General features: G+C 64.4%; 23 protein-coding genes. 16 read left to right on the top strand and 7 right to left on the bottom strand.

What is annotated here, in order from left to right:
* Positions 1-1,221: a hypothetical protein gene (locus ACFFWD_RS12980; protein WP_376965566.1), complete on the top strand. Its 1,221-nt coding sequence runs from the start codon at positions 1-3 to the stop codon at positions 1,219-1,221.
* Between the two features lie 18 nt (positions 1,222-1,239).
* On the opposite strand, the gene ACFFWD_RS12975 is transcribed toward ACFFWD_RS12980, so the two are convergent.
* Together ACFFWD_RS12975 and yidD are read right to left on the bottom strand one after the other, a co-directional pair.
* Positions 1,240-1,407, bottom strand: a complete 168-nt coding sequence (locus ACFFWD_RS12975) for a hypothetical protein (RefSeq protein WP_376965564.1) — start codon at positions 1,405-1,407, stop codon at positions 1,240-1,242.
* Positions 1,408-1,487: 80 nt separating this feature from the next.
* Positions 1,488-1,838 (bottom strand): membrane protein insertion efficiency factor YidD, encoded by a 351-nt coding sequence (yidD, locus tag ACFFWD_RS12970; protein WP_376965562.1) that lies wholly within the window; start codon positions 1,836-1,838, stop codon positions 1,488-1,490.
* A 239-nt stretch (positions 1,839-2,077) separates the two neighbouring features.
* Here yidD and ACFFWD_RS12965 point away from each other — a divergent pair, with 239 nt between their 5' ends.
* Entirely contained in the window at positions 2,078-2,992 is a 915-nt protein-coding gene (locus tag ACFFWD_RS12965; RefSeq protein WP_376965560.1) for a COG3904 family protein, read from the top strand.
* Between the two features lie 173 nt (positions 2,993-3,165).
* Here the strand turns inward: ACFFWD_RS12965 and ACFFWD_RS12960 are convergent, their stop codons facing one another.
* Complete coding sequence (locus ACFFWD_RS12960; RefSeq protein WP_376965558.1) at positions 3,166-3,612, bottom strand: iron-sulfur cluster assembly scaffold protein; 447 nt, start codon at positions 3,610-3,612, stop codon at positions 3,166-3,168.
* Between the two features lie 228 nt (positions 3,613-3,840).
* Between ACFFWD_RS12960 and folE the strand changes: the two genes are divergently transcribed.
* The 4 genes from folE (at position 3,841) to ACFFWD_RS12940 (ending at position 7,426) form a co-directional block, all read left to right on the top strand.
* A complete protein-coding gene (gene folE / locus ACFFWD_RS12955; protein ID WP_376965556.1) occupies positions 3,841-4,536 on the top strand; it encodes a GTP cyclohydrolase I FolE in 696 nt (231 codons plus the stop codon).
* Between the two features lie 28 nt (positions 4,537-4,564).
* Positions 4,565-4,993: a phosphoribosyl-AMP cyclohydrolase gene (hisI, locus tag ACFFWD_RS12950; RefSeq protein WP_376965554.1), complete on the top strand. Its 429-nt coding sequence runs from the start codon at positions 4,565-4,567 to the stop codon at positions 4,991-4,993.
* Between the two features lie 96 nt (positions 4,994-5,089).
* Positions 5,090-6,085, top strand: a complete 996-nt coding sequence (locus ACFFWD_RS12945; protein ID WP_376965552.1) for a lysozyme family protein — start codon at positions 5,090-5,092, stop codon at positions 6,083-6,085.
* Positions 6,086-6,247: 162 nt separating this feature from the next.
* Positions 6,248-7,426 (top strand): DUF2336 domain-containing protein, encoded by a 1,179-nt coding sequence (locus ACFFWD_RS12940; RefSeq protein WP_376965551.1) that lies wholly within the window; start codon positions 6,248-6,250, stop codon positions 7,424-7,426.
* Between the two features lie 167 nt (positions 7,427-7,593).
* Here the strand turns inward: ACFFWD_RS12940 and ACFFWD_RS12935 are convergent, their stop codons facing one another.
* The 3 genes from ACFFWD_RS12935 to ACFFWD_RS12925 form a co-directional block, all read right to left on the bottom strand.
* On the bottom strand, positions 7,594-8,172 hold the full coding sequence (locus tag ACFFWD_RS12935; RefSeq protein ID WP_376965549.1) for an Hpt domain-containing protein: 579 nt from the start codon (positions 8,170-8,172) through the stop codon (positions 7,594-7,596).
* Between the two features lie 19 nt (positions 8,173-8,191).
* On the bottom strand, positions 8,192-8,737 hold the full coding sequence (locus tag ACFFWD_RS12930; RefSeq protein WP_376965547.1) for a response regulator: 546 nt from the start codon (positions 8,735-8,737) through the stop codon (positions 8,192-8,194).
* A gap of 99 nt (positions 8,738-8,836) precedes the next feature.
* Positions 8,837-9,616, bottom strand: a complete 780-nt coding sequence (locus tag ACFFWD_RS12925) for an NAD kinase (protein ID WP_376965545.1) — start codon at positions 9,614-9,616, stop codon at positions 8,837-8,839.
* A 169-nt stretch (positions 9,617-9,785) separates the two neighbouring features.
* On the opposite strand from ACFFWD_RS12925, the gene ACFFWD_RS12920 reads away from it, so the two are divergent.
* The 7 genes from ACFFWD_RS12920 (at position 9,786) to ACFFWD_RS12890 (ending at position 16,372) form a co-directional block, all read left to right on the top strand.
* Entirely contained in the window at positions 9,786-11,396 is a 1,611-nt protein-coding gene (locus ACFFWD_RS12920) for a S10 family peptidase (protein ID WP_376965543.1), read from the top strand.
* Between the two features lie 501 nt (positions 11,397-11,897).
* A complete protein-coding gene (locus tag ACFFWD_RS12915; protein ID WP_376965592.1) occupies positions 11,898-12,332 on the top strand; it encodes a hypothetical protein in 435 nt (144 codons plus the stop codon).
* 79 nt (positions 12,333-12,411) lie between these two features.
* Positions 12,412-12,711 carry a hypothetical protein gene (locus ACFFWD_RS12910; protein WP_376965541.1) on the top strand — a complete coding sequence of 100 codons (300 nt, stop codon included), beginning with the start codon at positions 12,412-12,414 and terminating at the stop codon, positions 12,709-12,711.
* Positions 12,712-12,720: 9 nt separating this feature from the next.
* Positions 12,721-14,148: a TolC family protein gene (locus ACFFWD_RS12905; RefSeq protein WP_376965539.1), complete on the top strand. Its 1,428-nt coding sequence runs from the start codon at positions 12,721-12,723 to the stop codon at positions 14,146-14,148.
* A gap of 13 nt (positions 14,149-14,161) precedes the next feature.
* Entirely contained in the window at positions 14,162-15,538 is a 1,377-nt protein-coding gene (locus tag ACFFWD_RS12900; RefSeq protein WP_376965537.1) for a multicopper oxidase family protein, read from the top strand.
* A gap of 46 nt (positions 15,539-15,584) precedes the next feature.
* Positions 15,585-16,046, top strand: a complete 462-nt coding sequence (locus ACFFWD_RS12895) for a cupredoxin domain-containing protein (RefSeq protein WP_376965535.1) — start codon at positions 15,585-15,587, stop codon at positions 16,044-16,046.
* Between the two features lie 26 nt (positions 16,047-16,072).
* Positions 16,073-16,372: a copper-binding protein gene (locus ACFFWD_RS12890; protein ID WP_376965533.1), complete on the top strand. Its 300-nt coding sequence runs from the start codon at positions 16,073-16,075 to the stop codon at positions 16,370-16,372.
* 83 nt (positions 16,373-16,455) lie between these two features.
* Here ACFFWD_RS12890 and ACFFWD_RS12885 read toward each other — a convergent pair whose 3' ends face one another.
* Positions 16,456-16,683: a GDCCVxC domain-containing (seleno)protein gene (locus ACFFWD_RS12885; protein ID WP_376965531.1), complete on the bottom strand. Its 228-nt coding sequence runs from the start codon at positions 16,681-16,683 to the stop codon at positions 16,456-16,458.
* Positions 16,684-16,917: 234 nt separating this feature from the next.
* Between ACFFWD_RS12885 and ACFFWD_RS12880 the strand changes: the two genes are divergently transcribed.
* The 3 genes from ACFFWD_RS12880 (at position 16,918) to ACFFWD_RS12870 (ending at position 19,640) form a co-directional block, all read left to right on the top strand.
* The gene (locus ACFFWD_RS12880) at positions 16,918-17,475 is read left to right on the top strand and encodes a sigma-70 family RNA polymerase sigma factor (protein ID WP_376965529.1); all 558 of its coding nucleotides are present in this window, start codon (positions 16,918-16,920) and stop codon (positions 17,473-17,475) included.
* Positions 17,472-18,113, top strand: a complete 642-nt coding sequence (locus ACFFWD_RS12875; protein WP_376965527.1) for an NrsF family protein — start codon at positions 17,472-17,474, stop codon at positions 18,111-18,113. The genes ACFFWD_RS12880 and ACFFWD_RS12875 overlap by 4 nt, the downstream gene beginning before the upstream one ends.
* A gap of 249 nt (positions 18,114-18,362) precedes the next feature.
* The gene (locus ACFFWD_RS12870; protein WP_376965525.1) at positions 18,363-19,640 is read left to right on the top strand and encodes a porin; all 1,278 of its coding nucleotides are present in this window, start codon (positions 18,363-18,365) and stop codon (positions 19,638-19,640) included.
* Positions 19,641-19,808 lie beyond the last annotated feature (168 nt).

Genomic DNA, 19,808 nt, shown 5'->3' with positions numbered 1-19,808 from the left:
ATGTCATTGTCTGTGAGAGCGTTGACGCTCGCTGTCGCCGTGCTGGTTGCGGTCATCGTACCGGCGCGGGGCGCCGAGGTGACGGCCGACGACACCGCGCGCTTCCTCGCCGGCATGCAGCCTTCGGCTGATTCACCGCTGCAGCCGCTGACGAAGGATCCGGCCTGGCAGCGTCACGCCAGGTTCTTCGATTCCGCCTTCGCGCAGCTCGAGCAGCGGCAATTGTCGAAGATCCGCGCCTGGTCCGACAGCAATCTCGCCGCGCCCAAGCCGACCATGTTCTACATGTTCTCGGGCCCCGACTTTCTCTATGCCGATGCGTTCTATTCCAAGGCCACGACCTATGTGCTGAGCGCGCTCGAACCGGTGGGCGCTGTGCCTGACCTCTCCAGGCTGCCGCGCGGCGGCGTTGGCGCCGCGCTCTACAATGTCGAGCGCTCGCTCGGCTCGGTCCTCAGCTTCTCGTTCTTCATCACCAAGCAGATGAAGGTCGACCTGCACGCCGGCGAGGTCAGCGGCACCTTGCCGATCCTCTATGTGTTCCTGGCGCGTTCGGGCAAGACCATCCGCGACGTCAAGCCTGTCGTGCTCGATGCTGGCGGTACGTTATCTATCGGTGCCGATGCGGCGGCGCGCAACGCGGTGCACGGCGTTCGGATCACCTTTGCCGGCTCCGACGGCGTCGAGAAGACGCTGTATTATTTCTCGACCGATCTCTCCAATTCCGGGGTGAAGGCGAGCGGCTTCCTCAAATTCTGCGCAACGCTTGCGCCCGGCAACAGCCTGATCAAGAGCGCGTCCTACCTGCTGCATTCCGGCAATTTCACCACGGTGCGTAACTTCATCCTCGCCAACAGCGCGACCATCATCCAGGACGATTCCGGAATCCCGCTGGCGTATTACGGTTCGAAGAAGTGGCGCTTCTTTCCGTTCGGCCGCTATCTCGGCCCGATCGACAAGTTTCCGGGCGCCTATCAGGAGTCGTATGCGGAGTTGTTCCGGCGCGCGCAGCCGATCGATTTCGGCATCGGCTATCGCTGGCGCACGCACGAATCCAATGTGCTGCTGTCGGTCAGGCTACCCGACGACGGCACGGGCGCCGCGGAGGCGACGCCATCGCCCGAGGAGCCGCCGCCACCCCGGCCGCGGCCGCGGAAGCCGCGACCGCCCGCGCCAATTCCCCCGCCGCCGCTCCGCGACGGCTTCTGGTTCTGGCGCTAGCAGTTCAGGTCTCGGCCATCACCACTTCACGCTTTGGCTCGGCACGATGAAGGCCGTGTTGTTCGGCGTGTCCGGACGATGCTCGAAGTAGAGATAGGCGGCGCCGATCAGCAGCAGCAAGGCAAGCACGGCCAGCAAGTCGATCTGCCGGGGATCGTGACCGTCGTGGCTGATTTTCCAGCCCATTGTTGTTTCCTCCCGCCGGGGAACAAACTAACAATGCCGCAGCTTCGCCGCAGTTCCGCTTGGTAGCAATGCGCCGCGCGCTAATCTGCGTTGACGCCGCGCCATCGGCCGTAACGCCATGGCAAGTACCAGCGCGCGCCGGGCGGCGCTGTTGCTGGAACGTTGTCGATGCCAGAAGTGCCCCAGGGCTGGCAGCGCAGCAGGCGCGCCAGCGTCATCCATCCGCCAGCCCACAGTCCGAACCGCGCGATGGCTTCATCGCCATAGACCGAGCAGGTCGGAAGGTGACGGCAATTGTAGCCGACCAGCGGCGACAGGGTGTGTCGATAGATCCAGATCAGGCCGCGGCCGAAATTGCGCGGCAAGCGGCGGACGTTGGCACACTCTGTGCATCGCGCAAGGTGTGATGTTGGAGGATCTGTCTGCGGCATACACGCAAGAATGTACGTAGTCTTGCGGGGGTTCCAAGGCAAGGAACTCAATTCTCGCAGATATTTACGCCACAGTTCACAATTATCCGAAGGTTTGCGCGCGGCGCAGCAAAGGTATTATGGACGGCACAAGACAGTACGGTTACCGTTTCAAAAACGCTTCAATCACGGAATCGCATCGCGTTGCGATGGAACCGTTGCCACTGCGCGTCCTCGGGGGCTTGGGGGAAGGAACCAAATTGAGGTCTGTTACATCGCTTCGTCTTTGCGGTCTGGCCCTGCTTGCCGCTGCTTGCATCACACTGTCCGGCACGGTCACGACGCTGGGGGGTGAGGTGCGCGCCAGCTCGTCCCTTGAAGAACGCAAGCTGCCGATGAAGTTCAGCTGGGTCGGATGCCAGCCGAATTGCAGGGGCTGGGTGTCCGCGGTCGGCATCATCACGGCCGACAGCCCGAAGGAGTTTGACGAATTTGCGCGCGGCCGCCAGCTCGGCGGCGCGACCGTCGTGCTCGACTCCAGCGGCGGTTCCGTCAACGACGCGATCGCGCTCGGCCGCCGGTTCCGCAGCCTCGGCGCGCTGACGACCGTCGGCACCAGCGTGGTCAACAAGACCCCGCAGGGCGAGCGCGGGAGCGTCGTACCGGAAGCCTATTGCGAGTCGATGTGCGTGTTCCTGCTGCTGTCGGGCAAGACGCGTTACGTGCCGCAGGCGGCCCACGTCCGGGTCCACCAGATCTGGATGGGCGACCGCGCCGACGACGCCAAGGCCGCGAGCTACACCGCGCAGGACCTGATGATCGTCGAGCGCGACATTGGCCGTCTTGCCAAATACACCTTCGAGATGGGCGGCGCGGGCGACCTCCTGTCGCTCGCACTGAGCGTGCCGCCGTGGGAAGAGCTGCACGAGATGTCGCCGGCCGAACTGAGGCTGACCAGTCTCGTCACCACTGACGCTGTTGCCGACGTGTTGCCGCAGCAGGACACGACCGCGATCCCGGTCGCCGAGGCGAAGCCGAAGGATCGCGATCGCTTCGTCAGCAGCGTGACGGAGGGTGAAGCTGCGCCCCACGCCACGAAGGCAACCAAGACCGCCGAGATCGTGGTGCCGACCGGCGGCAGCGCGACGCCGTCGTCGGCTCAGCCGGCGCAGTAAGACAGCGAGATTTTTGCTGGGGCGGAGATTGGCCTCGTGGTTCGAGACGCCGCTTCGCGGCTCCTCACCATGAGGGTTTGGCAGCTGGCTTCTGGCGCGAGCGCACCACCTCTCAACCCTCATCCTGAGAAGCGCGCAAAGCGCGCGTCTCGAAGGACGAGGCCCGGCTGCCCTTACGCCGGCTGCTTCGCCCTGGCTTCGATCTGGCCGATCGCGTCGACCACGGCGTCGAAAGTCAGCAGGGTCGAGGCGTGGCGGGCCTTGTAGTCGCGCACCGGCTCGAGCAGCGCGATGTCCGCCCATTTGCCGCCCTGCGGGGGCTGGCCGTTCTCCTTCAGCATCTTGCGCACGGTCTCGCGCAATTCGCGCAATTCGTCTGCGGTCGATCCGACCACATGGCTTGCCATGATCGAGGAGGAGGCCTGGCCGAGCGCGCAGGCTTTGACGTCGTGCGCGAAGTCGGTGACGACGGGGCCCTCCATCTTGAGGTCGACCTTCACGGTCGAGCCGCACAGTTTGGAATGGGCCGTGGCGCTGGCGTCGGGGTCGGCGAGTCGTCCGAGTCGCGGAATATTGCCGGCCAACTCGATGATCCGCTTGTTGTAAATGTCGTTCAGCATGAGGGCTGGTGTCTGGTTCCGGTGGGGCCGGGCGCTCTTGGCGGCTGGGTTTCACCGTCCTATATATGAACGGCGTTGCCGGAAATACAGTCCGGCCATGCGGCCGTTGCGACCCAACTCTGTCGCAGGGGTGGTAGGAAGAGGGGACTCAGGCGCCCGGCGGTTCGAACAATCCGCCCCGTCTGCCCGGTGACACCTCCGGCCCAAGGCCGGTCGAACGGAGAAGACATGGACGCCTTGATCAAAACAATTCGCCCCGCCAAGCCATCTGACGTGAAGGCCCCGGAGTCCCGGCCGGCCGAACTCGATCCGTCCGAATTCCTGACGGCCGTCGTTCGCGCGGACCAGCCGCGCCCGTCGCGCGCCGAGGCCGAACAGGCGGTGCAGACGCTGCTCAGCTATATCGGCGAGGATCCGAGCCGCGAGGGCCTGCTCGACACGCCGCGCCGCGTCGTCGAAGCCTATGACGAGCTCTATCAGGGTTACCACCAGTGCCCGGCCGAGGTGCTGAACCGCACCTTCGGTGAAACCGCCGGCTACGACGATTTCGTCCTGGTCCGCGATATCGAATTCACCTCGCAGTGCGAGCATCACATGATGCCGTTCTACGGCAAGGCGCATATCGCCTATACGCCGGTGGAGCGAGTCGTCGGCCTGTCCAAGCTTGCGCGGCTGACCGATATCTTCGCCCGCCGGCTGCAGACTCAGGAGCATCTGACCGCGCAGGTCACCGCCGCGATCGACGAGATTCTGAAGCCGCGCGGCGTTGCCGTGCTGATCGAGGCGGAGCATACCTGCATGTCGGTGCGCGGCGTCTCCAAGCATGGTGCGACAACCTTCACCAGCCGCTTCACCGGCATGTTCCGCGACAATCCTGCGGAGCAGCAGCGTTTCCTGTCCCTGGTGCGAGGACCGAACCGGTAACCTCGCGATCCCTTTGCGAGGTTTTGCCGTGTCCACATCGACCCACGATCACGAGCGCGAAGAAGGGCTGGCCTTCCAGCCCAAATTCGACGCGTCGGGTCTCGTGACCTGCGTCGCGACCGACGTCGCGACCGGCGATGTGCTGATGGTCGCGCACATGAACGATGAAGCCTTGCGCAAGACGATCGCGACCGGCGAGGCCTGGTATTTCAGCCGCTCGCGCAACGCGCTGTGGCGCAAGGGCGAGAGCTCGGGCCAGACCCAGCGCGTCGTCGAGATGCGTCTGGATTGCGATCAGGACGCGGTGTGGATTCGCGTCGAGCAGATCGGCGCGGCGTGCCACACCGGACGGCGCTCGTGCTTCTATCGTGCGGTCAAGGGCGAGGGCGGAGACATCAGCCTGTCATTCGTCGATGCCGAGCGGCTGTTCGATCCGGCGCAAGTCTATCGCAAATAGGCCCATCGGTTGGTCTTAACCCGCTATTAACCATAATTGCGGCAGGTTGACGCGACATGGGTGCCGATTGCCGGCGCCCGGCAAGGCACCGGACAGATGTCGGTCGACACATTCAATGCCATGGCTTCGGCAGGTGTCGATCCCTCACGCCTGAAGATCGCAAGCTCGATCAAGCAGGCCGCCTCGACCACCGGCGCAAGCTTCGAATATCTGCTCACGACCGCGAAGATGGAATCCAATTTCAATTCGCGGGCCGGCGCCACGACCTCGTCGGCGCGCGGACTTTTTCAGTTCATCGACCAGACCTGGCTCGGCACCGTGAAGGAGGCCGGAAGCCAGCTCGGCTACGGCAACTATGCCGACGCGATCTCGAAAAATTCCGACGGCAGCTATTCGGTCAGCGATCCCTTCGCGCGCAACGCCATCATGAAGCTGCGTGACGATCCCGACGCGGCGTCCTCGATGGCGGCGGTGCTGACGCAGTCCAACAGTTTCAAGCTCACCGGCAGGATCGGCCGCCGCCCGACCGACGCCGAGCTCTACATGGCCCATTTCATGGGGGTGGGCGGCGCCGCCAAGCTGATCTCGAGCGCCGAGGACTCACCCGGTGCCAGTGCGGCTGCGATGTTTCCGAAAGCTGCCGCCGCCAACCAATCGATCTTCTATGACAAGTCGGGCAGCGCGCGCAGCGTCTCGCAGGTCTATTCGGTGCTGAGCACGCGCTATGCGGCAGCGGCCAATTCGCGGGACACGCGCACCGCGTTCGCTGCGGTGGGCGGCGGCACGATGAGCCCTTACGCCGTCGCAAGCGCCGCGCCGACGCCGGCGCTGACGATGGACAGCGCGGCCTATCTCTCGACCTTCCCTGACTCGCGCGCGGTGACGCCGGTCTCCACGACGTCGCAGGCCACCGCATCCGCGCCGGTGTTCCGCTCGCTGTTCCAGGCCGGCGACCGGACGCAGCCGATCTCGCCGGCGGTGCAGGAATTGTGGGGCAATTCCGCCTCGCTGACCGCGTCCGCAACGCCGGCGGTGCGCGCGCCCGGCCGGCTCGACCTGTTCAGCGATCGCAACGGCACGTTCTCCAGCTAGCAGTTTTGCTGCGATGCGGGCGGCGTGGGCGCGTGCCGCATTAACGAAACGTCAATAATCCCAAACGTTTATGGTGAACCCTTTGTTAAGCGTCATGGTTTATTTTCCCTTGTAGTGGCATCGCGTGCCGATGCCTTTCAGGTTGCGTAAGCCGGCAGGACCATGATCGTTCGGCAGTTCATTAGTTGGATTAGGACCGCTCCCGCAGGCGAGCGGGCGGAAGCGACCCGGGCACTGGCGCGGGCCTGGCTCATTTCAGATCTCAGCGACGACGATCGCACCGCAGCCGAAGGCGCGCTGTTGATGCTGCTCGACGACCCGTCGCCCCTGGTCCGCCAGGCGATGGCCGAGGTGTTCGCGCGCAGCGCGGAGGCGCCGGCCGCGATCGTGCAGGCGCTGTCGCTCGACCAGCCCTCGATCGCGCTGCCGGTGCTCGAACATTCTCCGCTCCTGATCGATGCCGATCTCGTCGACATCGTCGCGACCGGCTCTGACGAGATGCAATGCGCGATCGCGCGCCGCATCAACCTGCCGGCGTCGGTTGCCGCCGCCATCGCCGAGGTTGGCTCGCCGGCTGCGGCGCTCGAGCTGATCGAGAATCCCTACGCCGGTCTCGCGCCATTCTCCTGGGACCGCATCGTCGAGCGCCACGGCCATCTCGCAGCCATCAGGGAATCGATGTTGCAGCTCGAGGACCTGCCGTCCGCGACGCGGATGGCGCTGGTCGCAAAACTCTCCGACACGCTGGCGCAATTCGTGGTGGCACGGAACTGGCTCGGCGCCGACCGCGCAGGACGAGCCGCCAACGAGGCGCGCGAACGTTCCACGGTGAATATCGCGGCACGCTCCTTCGGCGACGACATGCTTGGGCTGATCGCGCATTTGCGCGCGACTGGCCAGCTCACCGCCGGGTTGATCCTGCGCGCGCTGCTCTCGGGTAATCTCGACCTGTTCGGTGCTGCGCTCGCGGAATTGTCCGGGCTGCCCTATGGGCGCGTCTCCGCGCTGCTGCAGGATCGCGGCGGCGCCGGGCTGCAGGCGCTGCTGAAGCGCGCCGGCCTGCCGGAATCCACCTACGCGGCGTTCCGCGTCGCGCTCGAAGCCACCCACGAGATGGGCTATGTCGATACCGGCGACGGCGCAGCGCGGCTGAATCGGCGGATGGTGGAACGCGTGCTGACCCATTGCGAGACCGACCGCTCTGCCGCCGAACCGCTCCTGATCCTGTTGCGCCGCTTTGCGACGGAATCGGCGCGGGAGGAAGCGCGCATGTTCTGCGACGAGCTCGCCGCGGAAGACGCCATCGCGCCGCTCGACCACGATGACCTGATCGCGGCGTAGAGCTCCGGTTCTGATTCAATCAGAATCGAAGCTCTAGATTCTAGTTTTGACGGGTTTCCTTCACGCGAGCCGGCATCCACGTCGCTCGAAACGCTATAGCCCCGCGCGTCTCATGATAGATGAAAGTTAAGGCGGCTTCCGCACGCGCGGTGGCCGCGATCGCGCGGCTATTCGCCCGGCACGATGCTCGGCGCGAGGATCGCCTCGAGATGCTCGGGCCGGTTGCGGTTGGCATGGGTCAGGAATTCGTCGGCAATGCCGCGCAATTGCTTGCTCAGCACGCCCGCCACGACCGCAGTGTCGAGCTTGGTGCGCTCGCGCACGATCGCCTGCACCGCGTTGATGTGATGGGCGATCAGTTGCGGTGGCACGGCGTCGAGATCGGGCGCGTGCTCGATGATGCGGCAGAGGCTTTCGGCCGCCGCCGCTGCCGAAGGATACCCAAACGTCGCGGCATCGCCCTTGATGTCGTGGGCGGCGCGGAACAGCTCCTCGCGCGTTTCATTGTTGAAACCGTCGCGCATCGCCGCGGCATGCGCCGCCGAGAGGCGGTCGGCCTCGATCGTCATCCAGTTCTTGAATTCGCCGGAGAGCCCGGCCAGTGCCTTCTCGGCGCGGCCGACGGGATCGTCGAGATCGCTCTCCGGCACCCGCAGCAGCACCTTGCGCAGCGGATTGGGCTGCGTGATGACGTGATGCGTGCCGAAGCTCTTGACCTCGATCGCCGCTTGCTTGTCTTTCGCCATGACGGTGTCCTTCGCCGGCTTAAGGGCCGGAGCGCGCCTTCTCGAGCAGCGACGGCTGCTGCATCACTTCCATCTCGCCGCTGCCGCGCCGCTCGGGGCCGATATAGGTGTTGCTGGTGTTGCGGCGGCGATCCGGACCGAAATAAGTCTTGGTCTTGATGAAGGGCCTGGGGTTGGCGACCACGTTGAGGATGCGCTGGTAGAGGCCCTTGGCCGAGATCGGCTTGGCCAGGAATTCGGTGACGCCGGCGTCGCGCGCCACGGTCACGCGGCGCTTCTCGGAGTGCCCCGTCAGCATGATGATCGGCGCGTAGGGGTTGCCCTTGGATTCCGGCTGCCGAATCATCTGCGCAAGCTCAAGCCCGTCGAAGATCGGCATCGACCAGTCGGTGATGACGATGTCGGGCACATAGTGCGTGTACATTTCGAGCGCGGTGGCGCCGTCCTCGGCCTCGTAGACCTCGCGCGCGCCGAACGAATGCAGCAGCGTCCGCAGGATGCGGCGCATGTGCGGATTGTCGTCACAAATCAAAAATCGCAGCTTGTTGAAGTCGATGCGATACATGGTCCGGTCCCGAAGGGCATACCGGACAGGCGCGGTATAACCCGACGTTAACCATATCCCGGCCCGGGTTAATGAATGGTTGCCGGGGAGGGGGCGCCGTCAATGCCCGAACTGCTCCCGCAGGATGCGCTCTTCGAGCGAATGTCCGGGATCGAACAGCATTCGCATCGCGATCGTCTTGTCGGACAAGACCTCGACACGGCGGACGTCGCGGACCTCGTCATGGTCGGCGACCGCCGCCACCGGCCGCTTCTCGCCCTCGATCACTTCGATCACGACGAAGGCGGAATTCGGCAACAGCGCGCCGCGCCAGCGCCGCGGCCGGAATGCGCTGATCGGGGTGAGTGCGAGCAGCGCGGCGTTGATCGGCAGGATCGGTCCCTGGGCGGAGAGGTTGTAGGCGGTCGAGCCGGCCGGCGTCGCCACCAGGATGCCGTCGGCCATCAGCTCCGCCATCCGCTCGTGCTCGTCGATCAGGATGCGCAGCTTGGCGACCTGGTAGGTCTGCCTGAACAGCGCGACCTCGTTGATGGCGTGATGCAGATGCACGGCGCCGTGGATATCGGTCGCGCGCATCAGCAGCGGATTGATCAGCGACTCCCGCGCGGATTGAAGCCGCGTGCGCAGATCGTGCGTCGAGTACTCGTTCATCAGGAAGCCGACGGTGCCGCGATGCATGCCGTAGATCGGCTTGCCGCTGCGCATGTTGGCGTGCAGCGTTTGCAGCATCAACCCGTCGCCGCCGAGCGCGACCACGACGTCGGCGTCCTTGGCCTCGTGGTTGCCGTAGAGCGCGGTGAGTTGTTCGAGCGCCGCCTGCGCTTCTGCGCTCGGGCTCGCGACAAAGGCGATCTTGTCATATCGCTTGGGGCTCGACATCGCTCACGAACTCGTTTGGCACGGAATACGCCGCGCTCGTCTATACATCCCGGGCGGCCTTGTCGAGACGTCTCGGGATAGTCCCATGCCTTGCGGACGCCGCCAAGCCGTCGCAGTTTGCAGGTAGAACCTGCGGATGCGCAAATCGTGAGCGCAGGGAGTGAACGATATGGCTAACAGTTTTGCGACGCGGCTCGCGGCCATCCTGCTTGCGCTGTCGGTTGCCACTGCGGCGCGGGCCGAAGATGAGGCGCCGCAGCCGCAGCCGTCACCGAGCGTGCAGGCGCCGGCTAGCGCGAAGGAGGCGCCATCCGGCCAAAAGGAGGTGCAATCCGGCCAGAGAGGACGGGCAGGGCGCGGCGACGCCGCCCAGAATGTCGCCGGCGGGGCGTCCGCCGCCGACCAGCATCGCCTGCCGCCGGACCAGACTACCAAGCAGTCGCTGGCGCTGCCCGGCCGCACGCTTGCGTTCACCGCGACCGCGGGCTCGATCCGGGTATTCGACGAGAAGGGCGAACCGCTCGCCGACATCGCCTACACCTCCTACCAGCTCGACGGCGCCGAGAAGGCGAGCCGGCCGGTCACCTTCCTGTTCAACGGCGGTCCCGGCGCATCGTCGGCCTGGCTGCAATTCGGCAGCGCCGGGCCGTGGCGGCTCTCCTTCGAGGGCGACGGCGGGATCTCCTCGGCTTCGCCCGACCTGTTGCCGAACGCCGAGACCTGGCTCGACTTCACCGATCTTGTCTTCATCGATCCCGTCGGCACCGGCTACAGCCGCTTCGTCGCTAGTGGCGACGACGTGCGCAAGCGCTTCTTCTCGGTCGACGGCGACGTCAATTCGGTCGCGCTGGTGATCCGCCGCTGGCTCGAAAAATACGACCGGCTGCTGTCGCCGAAATACGTCGCCGGCGAGAGCTATGGCGGCATCCGCGGCCCCAAGGTCGTGCGCAATCTGCAGACCCAGCAGGGCGTCGGCGTGCGCGGCCTCATCCTGGTGTCGCCCTTGCTCGATTTCCGCGAGTATTCCGGCTCCAGCCTGCTGCAATTCGTGTCGAGCCTGCCGACCATGGCGGCGGTCGCTCGCCACGCCAAGGGGGCGGTGACGCGGGAGGACCTCGCTGACGTCGAGAGCTATGCGCGCGGCGACTTCCTGCTCGACCTCATCAAGGGCCAGGCCGACACCGAGGCAAGCACGCGGCTCGCCGACAAGGTCGCAAGCCTGACCGGCATCGACCAGGCGGTGAGCCGCCGACTCGCCGGCCGCTTCCACATCAGCGAGTTCCGCCGCGAGTTCGACCGCAAGAACGGCAAGGTGACCGGGCGTTACGACGCTTCCGTCGAAGGCTTCGATCCCTATCCGGACTCGAGCTCCTCCCGCTTCGGCGATCCCTCCGGTGATCCCTTGATGGCACCGTTGACGAGCGCCGCCGTCGATCTCACCACGCGCAAGCTGAACTGGCGGCCGGACGGCTCCTATCAATTGCTCAGCGAGGCCGTGAACAAAGCCTGGGATTTCGGCCGTGGCACCAATCCGGCCGAGTCGGCGTCGCAGCTCCGCGAGGCGCTGGCGCTCGATCCGAAGCTGAAGCTCCTGATCGGCCACGGCCTGTTCGATCTCGCGACGCCGTATTTCGCCTCCAAGATCATCCTCGACCAGTTGCCGCCCTTTGCCGGACCGGGCCGCGCCCGGCTCGTGGTCTATCCCGGCGGCCACATGTTCTACTCCCGCGACGCCTCGCGCCAGGCGTTCCGGAACGAGGTCGAGTCGTTGATGAAGTGAGGTGGGGCAACATGCCAATTCCGTAACCCTGGGAGCGCGAAGCGCGTCTCGAAGGATGGACGGCCACAGTCGGTGGCCGTCGTGCCTCGAGGCTCGCCTAGCGGTGCAGGTGCACAGCAAGGCTCGCACCTCAGCATGACGGTGATGGAGTTGGAGACGCAGCCGCCACGTCGTCATTGCGAGGAGCGATAGCGACGAAGCAATCCATGCCTCCGCAAGTGGAGACGCAGATTGCTTCGCTACGCTCGCAATGACGGTCAAACAAAAATCCGCGTTCTCGCGACATGATTTGTCCGAGGAGAATTGATTTGCCCCCGCGGGCTGTCACGTCGTGCGACGATAAGCCTCCTTGGGGGAAACACTGATCGCGCTTCACACCGGAGCGGGATTCACGATATTTTGGATTGATTGATACCCTGCCGGGGTATAGTGGGTTTACAGGGGCTGACGTCAGGTCGGCATCCTCAGGGGCAAGTCGCCGGAGAGAGCGCGCAGGTGTTTGTGCGATTGAGCAAGTCAAAACGGCTGCGGGCTGGGCGCCTGATCGTCCTGGCCTATCTGTTTTGCGTGCTTGCTCCGTCGCTGGCACTGGCATTCGGGGCGCCAATTCCCTGCGTGACCGATGAGGTCCAGCCGGTCGCAACGGCGCACATGCATGAGGCCTCGATGGCTCATGCCGATCACGGCGCCGGTCACGACCATGGCGGACTGCACGCGCACCACGCGGCCGACCCCGCCGGCACGCCGGCAAAGCACAGCCACGACGGCCATGGCGCGCCGGGGCCGTGCTGCGCGATGATGTGCGCGTCGGCGATGCCGGCCGATGTGCCGTCGGTCGTCACGCCCTCGCACCCCGTCGCCACGCGCATATCCGAGGCCTATCGCAGCCTGCGGAGCGAGGCGCCTGCGCGCCTCTATCGTCCCCCCATCGCCTGAACCTTGCTGAGGCCGCGGCGGCGACGCGCTTTTCGCGCGTGCGCGTGCCTGTGATTCAACGACAGTTCAGGGACGATCCATGTTTTCGCAATTCGGGGCGAAGCTTGCCGCCGTGGCCACGGCGCGCGAGCAGCGATCAAGATTCAATTTCGTGTCACGCGCCGCCGTCGTTGTTGCTGCAACGACCGTGCTTGCCGGCTGCATCTCCGAGAGCAGGCCGGTCACGGCCGCGGCCGATCCGGCGGACCCGTCGGTACGGGTTTCGGGCGTCGGCTACCGCTCGACGGTCGCGCCCTACACCAGCCTGCGTCCTTCGACGCCGGCACCTTGGCGGGAGCGCAATGAGGGCGTCGCGCCACCAGCCAAACCGGATCGATAGGAGGGCGCAATGCAAAGATTTGCCCACGCGCCGCTGCTGCTTGCCGCCACGCTGGCGCTCTCCGGATGTGCCGCCTTCTCGCCCGACGGCGGCATGGCCGTCGTGTCCGACGTCGCAGGCAAGACGATCGGCAAGGATGTCGCGTTCGTTCGTTCCGCCGACGAGGCCGTGTCGCTCGAAGCGACGGTGAAGCGCCTGCTTGCGCGCAGCCTGACGGCGGATGCCGCCGTCCAGGTCGGATTGCTCAACAACAAGGGCTTGCAGGCCGCCTACAACGAGCTGGCGCTGGCGGAGACCGATCTCGTCGCCGAGAGCCTGCCGCCGAACCCGACATTCTCGGTGTCGCGCATATCGGGAAATGGCGCGAGCGAGATCGAGCGGCAGGTCGTCGGCGACATCCTCGCGCTCGCAACGCTTCCGTTCCGCTCCGAGGTCGCGCGCGAACGCTTCAGGCAGGCGCAGCTCCGCGCTGCGCTGGCGACGCTGCGGCTCGCAGCCGACGTCCGCCGGGCCTATTTCACGGCGGTCGCCGCCAGCGAGACCGTCGTGCTGCTGACGGACGCGAAGTCGACCGCCGAATCCACCGCGCAGCTTGCCAAGAAGCTCGGCGAGACCGGTGCGATCAACAAGCTCGACCAGGCCCGCGAGCAGGTGTTCTACGCCGAGACCACGGCCGACCTCGCGAGCGCGCGCCAGAACGCGACCAGTTCGCGCGAGCGGCTGGCGCGGCTGATGGGACTGTGGGACGGCGACCTCGGATTCCGTATCCCCGAACGGCTGCCGCCGCTGCCGCGGCGTCTGCAGGCGCAGCCGTCGATCGAGGTCGCCGCGGTCGGCCATCGTGTCGATCTGCAGATTGCGCGGATGGAGGTTGTCGCGCTGGCGAAGGCGCTCAACCTCACCGAGGCGACGCGCTTCGTCACGCTGCTCGACGTTGCCGGCATTGACCGGCGTACCCGCGATCCGGAGGGCGCGCCGTTCGGGGAGCGCGGGTTCGACGTCCAGTTCCAGATCCCGATCTTCGACGGCGGAGAGGTGCGCGTTCGTCAGGCGGCCGAGACCTATCACTTAGCGTTCAACCGGCTGACCGAGAAGGCGATCAACGTCCGCTCGGAGGCGCGCGACGCCTACCGCGTCTATCGCTCCACCTACGACATCGCCAGCCACTACCAGCGCGAGGTGCTGCCGCTCCGCCAGATCATCACCGAAGAGATGCAGCTGCGCTTTTCGAGCATGCAGGTCGACGTGTTCGCCCTGCTGACCGAGGCACGGCAGCGGATCGCCGCCTTGCGCGCCGCGATCGACACCAAGCGCGACTTCTGGCTTGCGCAGTCCGACCTGCAGACCGCCGTGAATGGCGGCGGATCGGAGGGCGCTGCAGTCACCACCTCAACTGTTGCTTCGACCGCGCAGCCGGCGGCCGGCGGCGGTCATTGAACGGAGACATCAGATGTTTTCACGCAGAGGATTTTTGGGAACCGCCGCGCTGGTCACGGCAGGCGCAGTCAGCGGACGGGTCCAGGCCGCCGCCATTCCGGAGGCGCCGACGATGGACAAGGTCGTGATGCAGCCGCCGCTGCATCCGACCAGCGGGCCCGACTACCGGCCCGTCGTCACGCTCAACGGCTGGTCGCTGCCGTGGCGGATGAACGGCGACTGGAAGGAATTCCATCTCGTCGCCGAACCGGTGGTGCGCGAATTCGCCGACGGCATGAAGGCCAATCTCTGGGGCTACAACGGCCAGGCGCCGGGGCCGACCATCGAGGCGGTCGAGGGTGACAAGGTCCGCATCTTCGTCACCAACAAGCTGCTTGAGCACACCACGGTGCACTGGCACGGCATGATCATCCCGAGCGGCATGGACGGGGTCGGCGGGCTCAACCAGCCGCACATCCAGCCCGGCAAGACCTTCGTCTACGAGTTCGAGATGAAGAAGAGCGGGACCTTCATGTACCACCCGCATTCCGACGAGATGGTGCAGATGGCGATGGGCATGATGGGCATGTTCATCGTGCACCCGCGCGATCCGGCGTTCCGCCCAGTGGACCGCGACTTCGTCTTCATCATGAGCAGCTATCTTATCGACCCCGGCACCTATCTGCCGAAGGTCAACGAGATGACCGACTTCAATATGTGGACGTGGAACAGCCGCGTCTATCCCGGCATCGATCCGATGCCGATTAGGCTCGGCGACAAGGTGCGTGTCCGCATCGGAAATCTCACAATGACCAACCATCCGATCCATGTGCATGGGCACGCCTTCGCGGTGACCTGCACCGACGGCGGCTGGGTGCCCGTGTCAGCGCAGTACCCAGAGACCACGACCGACGTGCCGGTCGGTGCTGTCAGAGCCTTCGACATGCTCGCCGACAATCCGGGCGACTGGGCATTCCACTGCCACAAGTCGCATCACACCATGAACGCGATGGGACACGACATGCGCAACTTCATTGGTGTGTCGAAGAAAGATCTCGCAAAGGCGGTCGGCAAGCTCGCGCCCGACGCGATGGTGATGGGATCGACCGGCATGGCGATGGGCAACATGGAGATGCCGGCGCCCGACAACACGCTGCCGATGATGACCGGAACCGGGCAGTTCGGGCCGATCGAGATGGGCGGCATGTTCACGGTGATGAAGATCCGCGAGGGGCTCGCCCGCGACGACTACTCCGATCCCGGACCCTACAAATTTCCGCAAGGCACGGTCGCCTACGAAGTGGAGGCGCCACCGGCAGAGCCGGCCCGCCAGCAGGCGCCGGCGGCTCCGACGCCGCCAGCGACCGGGCCGAAGGGCAAGCCGCCATCGATGAAGGGAATGAAGATGTAGCGCGATCGAAATCGTCTTTCACAACAAACCCAAACTGGAGAATGCCATGAATAAACTCACTGCGATCGCCGCCGCCTTGGCCGCGCTGTCAATCACCGCGGCGCCGTCGCTGGGGCATGAAAAACACGGTCAAGAATCCTTTTCGGCGGGCGAGCCGGGCGATCCGAAAAAGCCGTCGCGGACCGTCGAGGTCCTCTTGAACGAGATGGACTTCACGCCGGCCCGCATCGAGGTCGCGCGCGGCGAACAGATCCGCTTCGTGCTCCGCAACGCCGGCGCCGCGGATCATGAATTCCTGCTCGCCACCAACGAAGAGAATTTGAAGCATCTCGAAGTGATGAAGAAGCATCCGCACATGGAACATGACGATCCCAACGGCGTGCGGCTTACGCCGAAGAAGAGCGCCGAGATCCTCTGGAAATTCACCAAGGCCGGAACCTTCGAATATTCCTGCTTGATCCCCGGCCACCGTGACTACGGGATGATCGGCCGCGTCACCGTGAAATGAAGCCATCAATAGTGAAGGACACCACTATGAACAAGATCATTCAAATAGCGGCCGCCGGCATGCTCGCGACCGCGCTCACGCTGGGCGCGGCGATCGCCGGCGCAGCCATCGACGGCGAGGTCAAGAAGATCGACGAGAGCGCCGGCAAGATCATGCTCAAGCATGGCCCGGCCAAGAGCATCGGCATGGATGAGCCGATGACGATGGTCTACCGCGTCAAGGACCCCGCCATGCTCAAGCAGGTCAAGGTCGGCGACAAGGTGCAGTTCGAGGCCGAGAGCGGTGACGCCGGTTACCTGGTGACCAGGATGCAAAAGGCGAAATGAGAAGCCGGCCGGCATCGCGTCCGTCGGAACGCGGTGCCGGCCGTCGACGGGGCCGTCACAGTCTTGCTTGGTCGCGTTGTCGCCTAGCCGGCATGGTCGCGCGTGGCGCCACCACAGCACCTGCCGTCCGCCTGCACCGGCGGGCAGGGCACCGAGCCATAGGAGCAGAACACGCAGCAGTCGCCGGCCTTGGGCTTGAGACGGAGGCCGCATCCCTTGCAGTCATAGAAGAACTGGCAGGCGTCGGTCGGCATGGTCTCGACCGCGGCGTATCCGCAGGACGGGCAGGTCAGGGTCGAGAGCAGTTGCATGGGCCGAGGGTTCGTTGGTTAGCCGTTTATACCGGTGTGCAATGCCGCACATCAAGGCGTAGGTCCGGGGGCTGGCGATATCGTGATGCCGGCCGTCATTCGCCGGCTCGTGCCGCACAAGGTCGGCGCCAACACTTCATGTCGGCGGCCGCGGCACCAAAATATTTGTGGCGTCGCCGGCCGGCTTGTAACCAAATCTGTCGCCCGAACGAATTAACCCGAGACAAGGCCGGGATGACGACTGCAGAGAACGAGCTCAAGGCGCTGATGGTGGCCAGCCAGGACGGCGACGCGGTGGCCCATCGCGCGCTGCTGGAGCGGCTGAGCCGGCATTTGCGTGCCTACTACAAGAACAAGCTCACGAAGATTGGCCGCGGTGCGGCTGAGGCCGAAGACCTGGTTCAGGAGGCCGTGTTGGCCATTCACATCCATCGGCACACCTACGATCCGGCGGAGCCGTTGACGCCCTGGGTGCATGCGATCGCGCGCTACAAGCTGATCGATTTCCTGCGCCGAACGCGATCGTCGCGCGCCGATGTTCCGATCGACCACGCCGACGACATCACGGCGCATGATGATCACGGCGGCGCCGAGAGCAATCTTGACGTCAGGCGGTTGCTGAAGCTGCTGCCGGCGAACATGCAATGCGCCATCGAGGCGGTCAAGCTCGACGGGCTGAGCACAGCCGAGGCGGCACGGCGGTGCGGCTTGTCGGAATCCGGTGTGAAGGTCAGTGTTCATCGCGGGCTGAAGGCGCTTGCGGCGTTGATCGCACGGAGGGTGGAACCATGAAGACGGAAGAGCTCATCGCGGCACTCAGCACCAATGTCGAGCCGATCAATCACCGGCTGGTCAACCGGAGCGTCGGCATCGCGCTTGCGCTTGGGGCGGTCGTCGCGCTTGGTCTCGTGCTCGTCGGATTGGGCGTGCGCGCCGACCTGACCACGCCTCGCGCCGTGATCTTTCTAGTCCTCAAGCTCGCATTCGCGCTCGGTACCGTCGGCGCCGCATCGGTCTATCTGAGCCGGCTGGCGCGTCCGGGAGGAGAGCGCAGAATCTCTCTCGGACTCGCCGCGATACCGTTTGCGGTCATCATGCTGCTCGCCGCCATCAGCCTTGGACAAGCGCCGAGCTCGCACTGGGACAGGATGGTGATGGGAGACCAATGGCTCGAGTGCCTCCTTTCCATTCCGATCATTGCGATCGTGCCATTTGCGGTGGTCATTTGGGCAGTGCGAAAGGCGGCGCCGACCAATCTGGTGGGGGCGGGGGCATTCGGTGGCCTTGTTGCAGGCGGTGTGAGCGCGATCGCTTACGCCCTTCACTGTACCGATGATTCGTTGCCCTTTGTCGCGCTGTGGTACGGCGGCACGATCTTGATGTGCACGCTCGCAGGCGCGGTATTGGGGCCGCGGCTGCTGCGTTGGTAGCGAACCATGCAGTCGGTTGCGCGTGAGACGGCGAAAGGACGAGCCGTGTCAGGAATACAACAGGTGGAAGACTTCGAATGGAGGCATGCTTGGTCGCTGGACAAGGAGGCAGCAATTGCCAGAGAATTGCCGGAGCCGTTGACTTGCGCTGTTCGGGTGCGGCGCAATACCTTTTTCCGGGGCGTTCAATCGAGGCGTGACGCGAGGCCTTCTCAATCGCGAGGGGCTCAGTTCAGGGCGGGGCACTCAATGAAAAAGATCATCGCTTCCGCGATAATGGGATTGGCCGCCGCGACTGCTGCCAGCGCCGCGGACATGCCTGTGAGGGCCGTCAAAGCGCCTCCGCCGGCCTCTTGGTGGGATACGTTGACGATAACCGGTCAGATAGAGGTGGGCGGCACGGTCAACTCGAACGGCGTCTCGGGTGGAAATTTTGGCCAGCTCTTTACGGATAAAGCGGATTCTCTTTTTTTGAATCAGGCCTTGCTCACCGTGCAGCGCCCCCTCGATCCGAAAGCCACCGGATACGATTTCGGCTTCAAGTTCCAGGCGATGTATGGTTCGGACGCGCGGTATACGCACTTTCTGGGTGAGTTCGACCAGTCAATTGGCGGACGCAATCAGTTCGACATCGTCGAAGCCCATGCATTGTTCCATCTGCCGTGGCTTACGGCAGGTGGCGTGGACGTTAAGGTCGGACAGTACGTCACCCTGGAAGGCGCAGAAGTTATCTACGCCCCTGATAATGCCCTTTACACGCATACCTACATTTTCAACTTCGGCATTCCATTCAAGCATACCGGCATCATGACGACCACGCATGTCAACCCGATGCTCGATGTTTATGCCGGCGTCGACACGGGCGTGAATACGACCTTCGGCAATCGCTTCGATTGCTTCAATTGTGGCGACAACAACAAGGCCGCGGCGTTCCATGGTGGCTTCGGTTTGAATTTGTTGGATGGGGCGCTAACAGTCTTGGCGACTACCCACATCGGTCCTGAAAATCCCAACGTTTCATCGGTCGTTCTGGCGGGCGTCAATCCCAATACCGCCCTGCGCTATCTCAACGATGTAACTGTTGTCTGGAAGGCAACCGACAAGCTCACCCTGACCACCGACCTGAACTACATTCGCGATGATGGGTTCAACGCGACGGGCTACGGTGTCGCCCAATACGCCACCTATGCGATCAACGATTGGCTCAAGATCACGGGACGCGGCGAGATTTGGCGCGACAATAACGGCTTCTTCGTCGCGTCCTTCCCGGGCAACCTGGACTTTGTCGGGATCGAACATGGCAATCCATTGGCAACCGCGATCAGCGGTGGACCGACGACCTATGGTGCATTGACGGTCGGACTTGCCGTCAAACCTCCCGTTCCGAAAGAGCTGGAAGGCCTCACGATCCGGCCTGAGATCCGCTATGACACATCTTTAAACAACACCACGCCATTCGGGGGAGGAACGAAGAGTTCGCAATGGACGTTTGCCAGTGACATCATCATACCGTTCAAGATCAAATAGCGCGACTACGTGAAAACGTTGTTTCGGCGATCGATGACATCGATTTTTATGGCCTAGGCAAAACGCGTCTTTCAAAGCCGTGAATCGCGATAATCGGACCAGGACTGTCCTAGCAGTCTGCTGAAAAACCTCTCGCCGTAGCGAGAATTTGCTGATTCAATTTTTTAT

This window comes from Bradyrhizobium erythrophlei (genome assembly GCF_042430365.1).
GTDB lineage: Bacteria > Pseudomonadota > Alphaproteobacteria > Rhizobiales > Xanthobacteraceae > Bradyrhizobium > Bradyrhizobium erythrophlei.
Note: the sequence above shows the minus strand (reverse complement) of the source record. Positions and strands in the feature narration are given on the sequence as shown.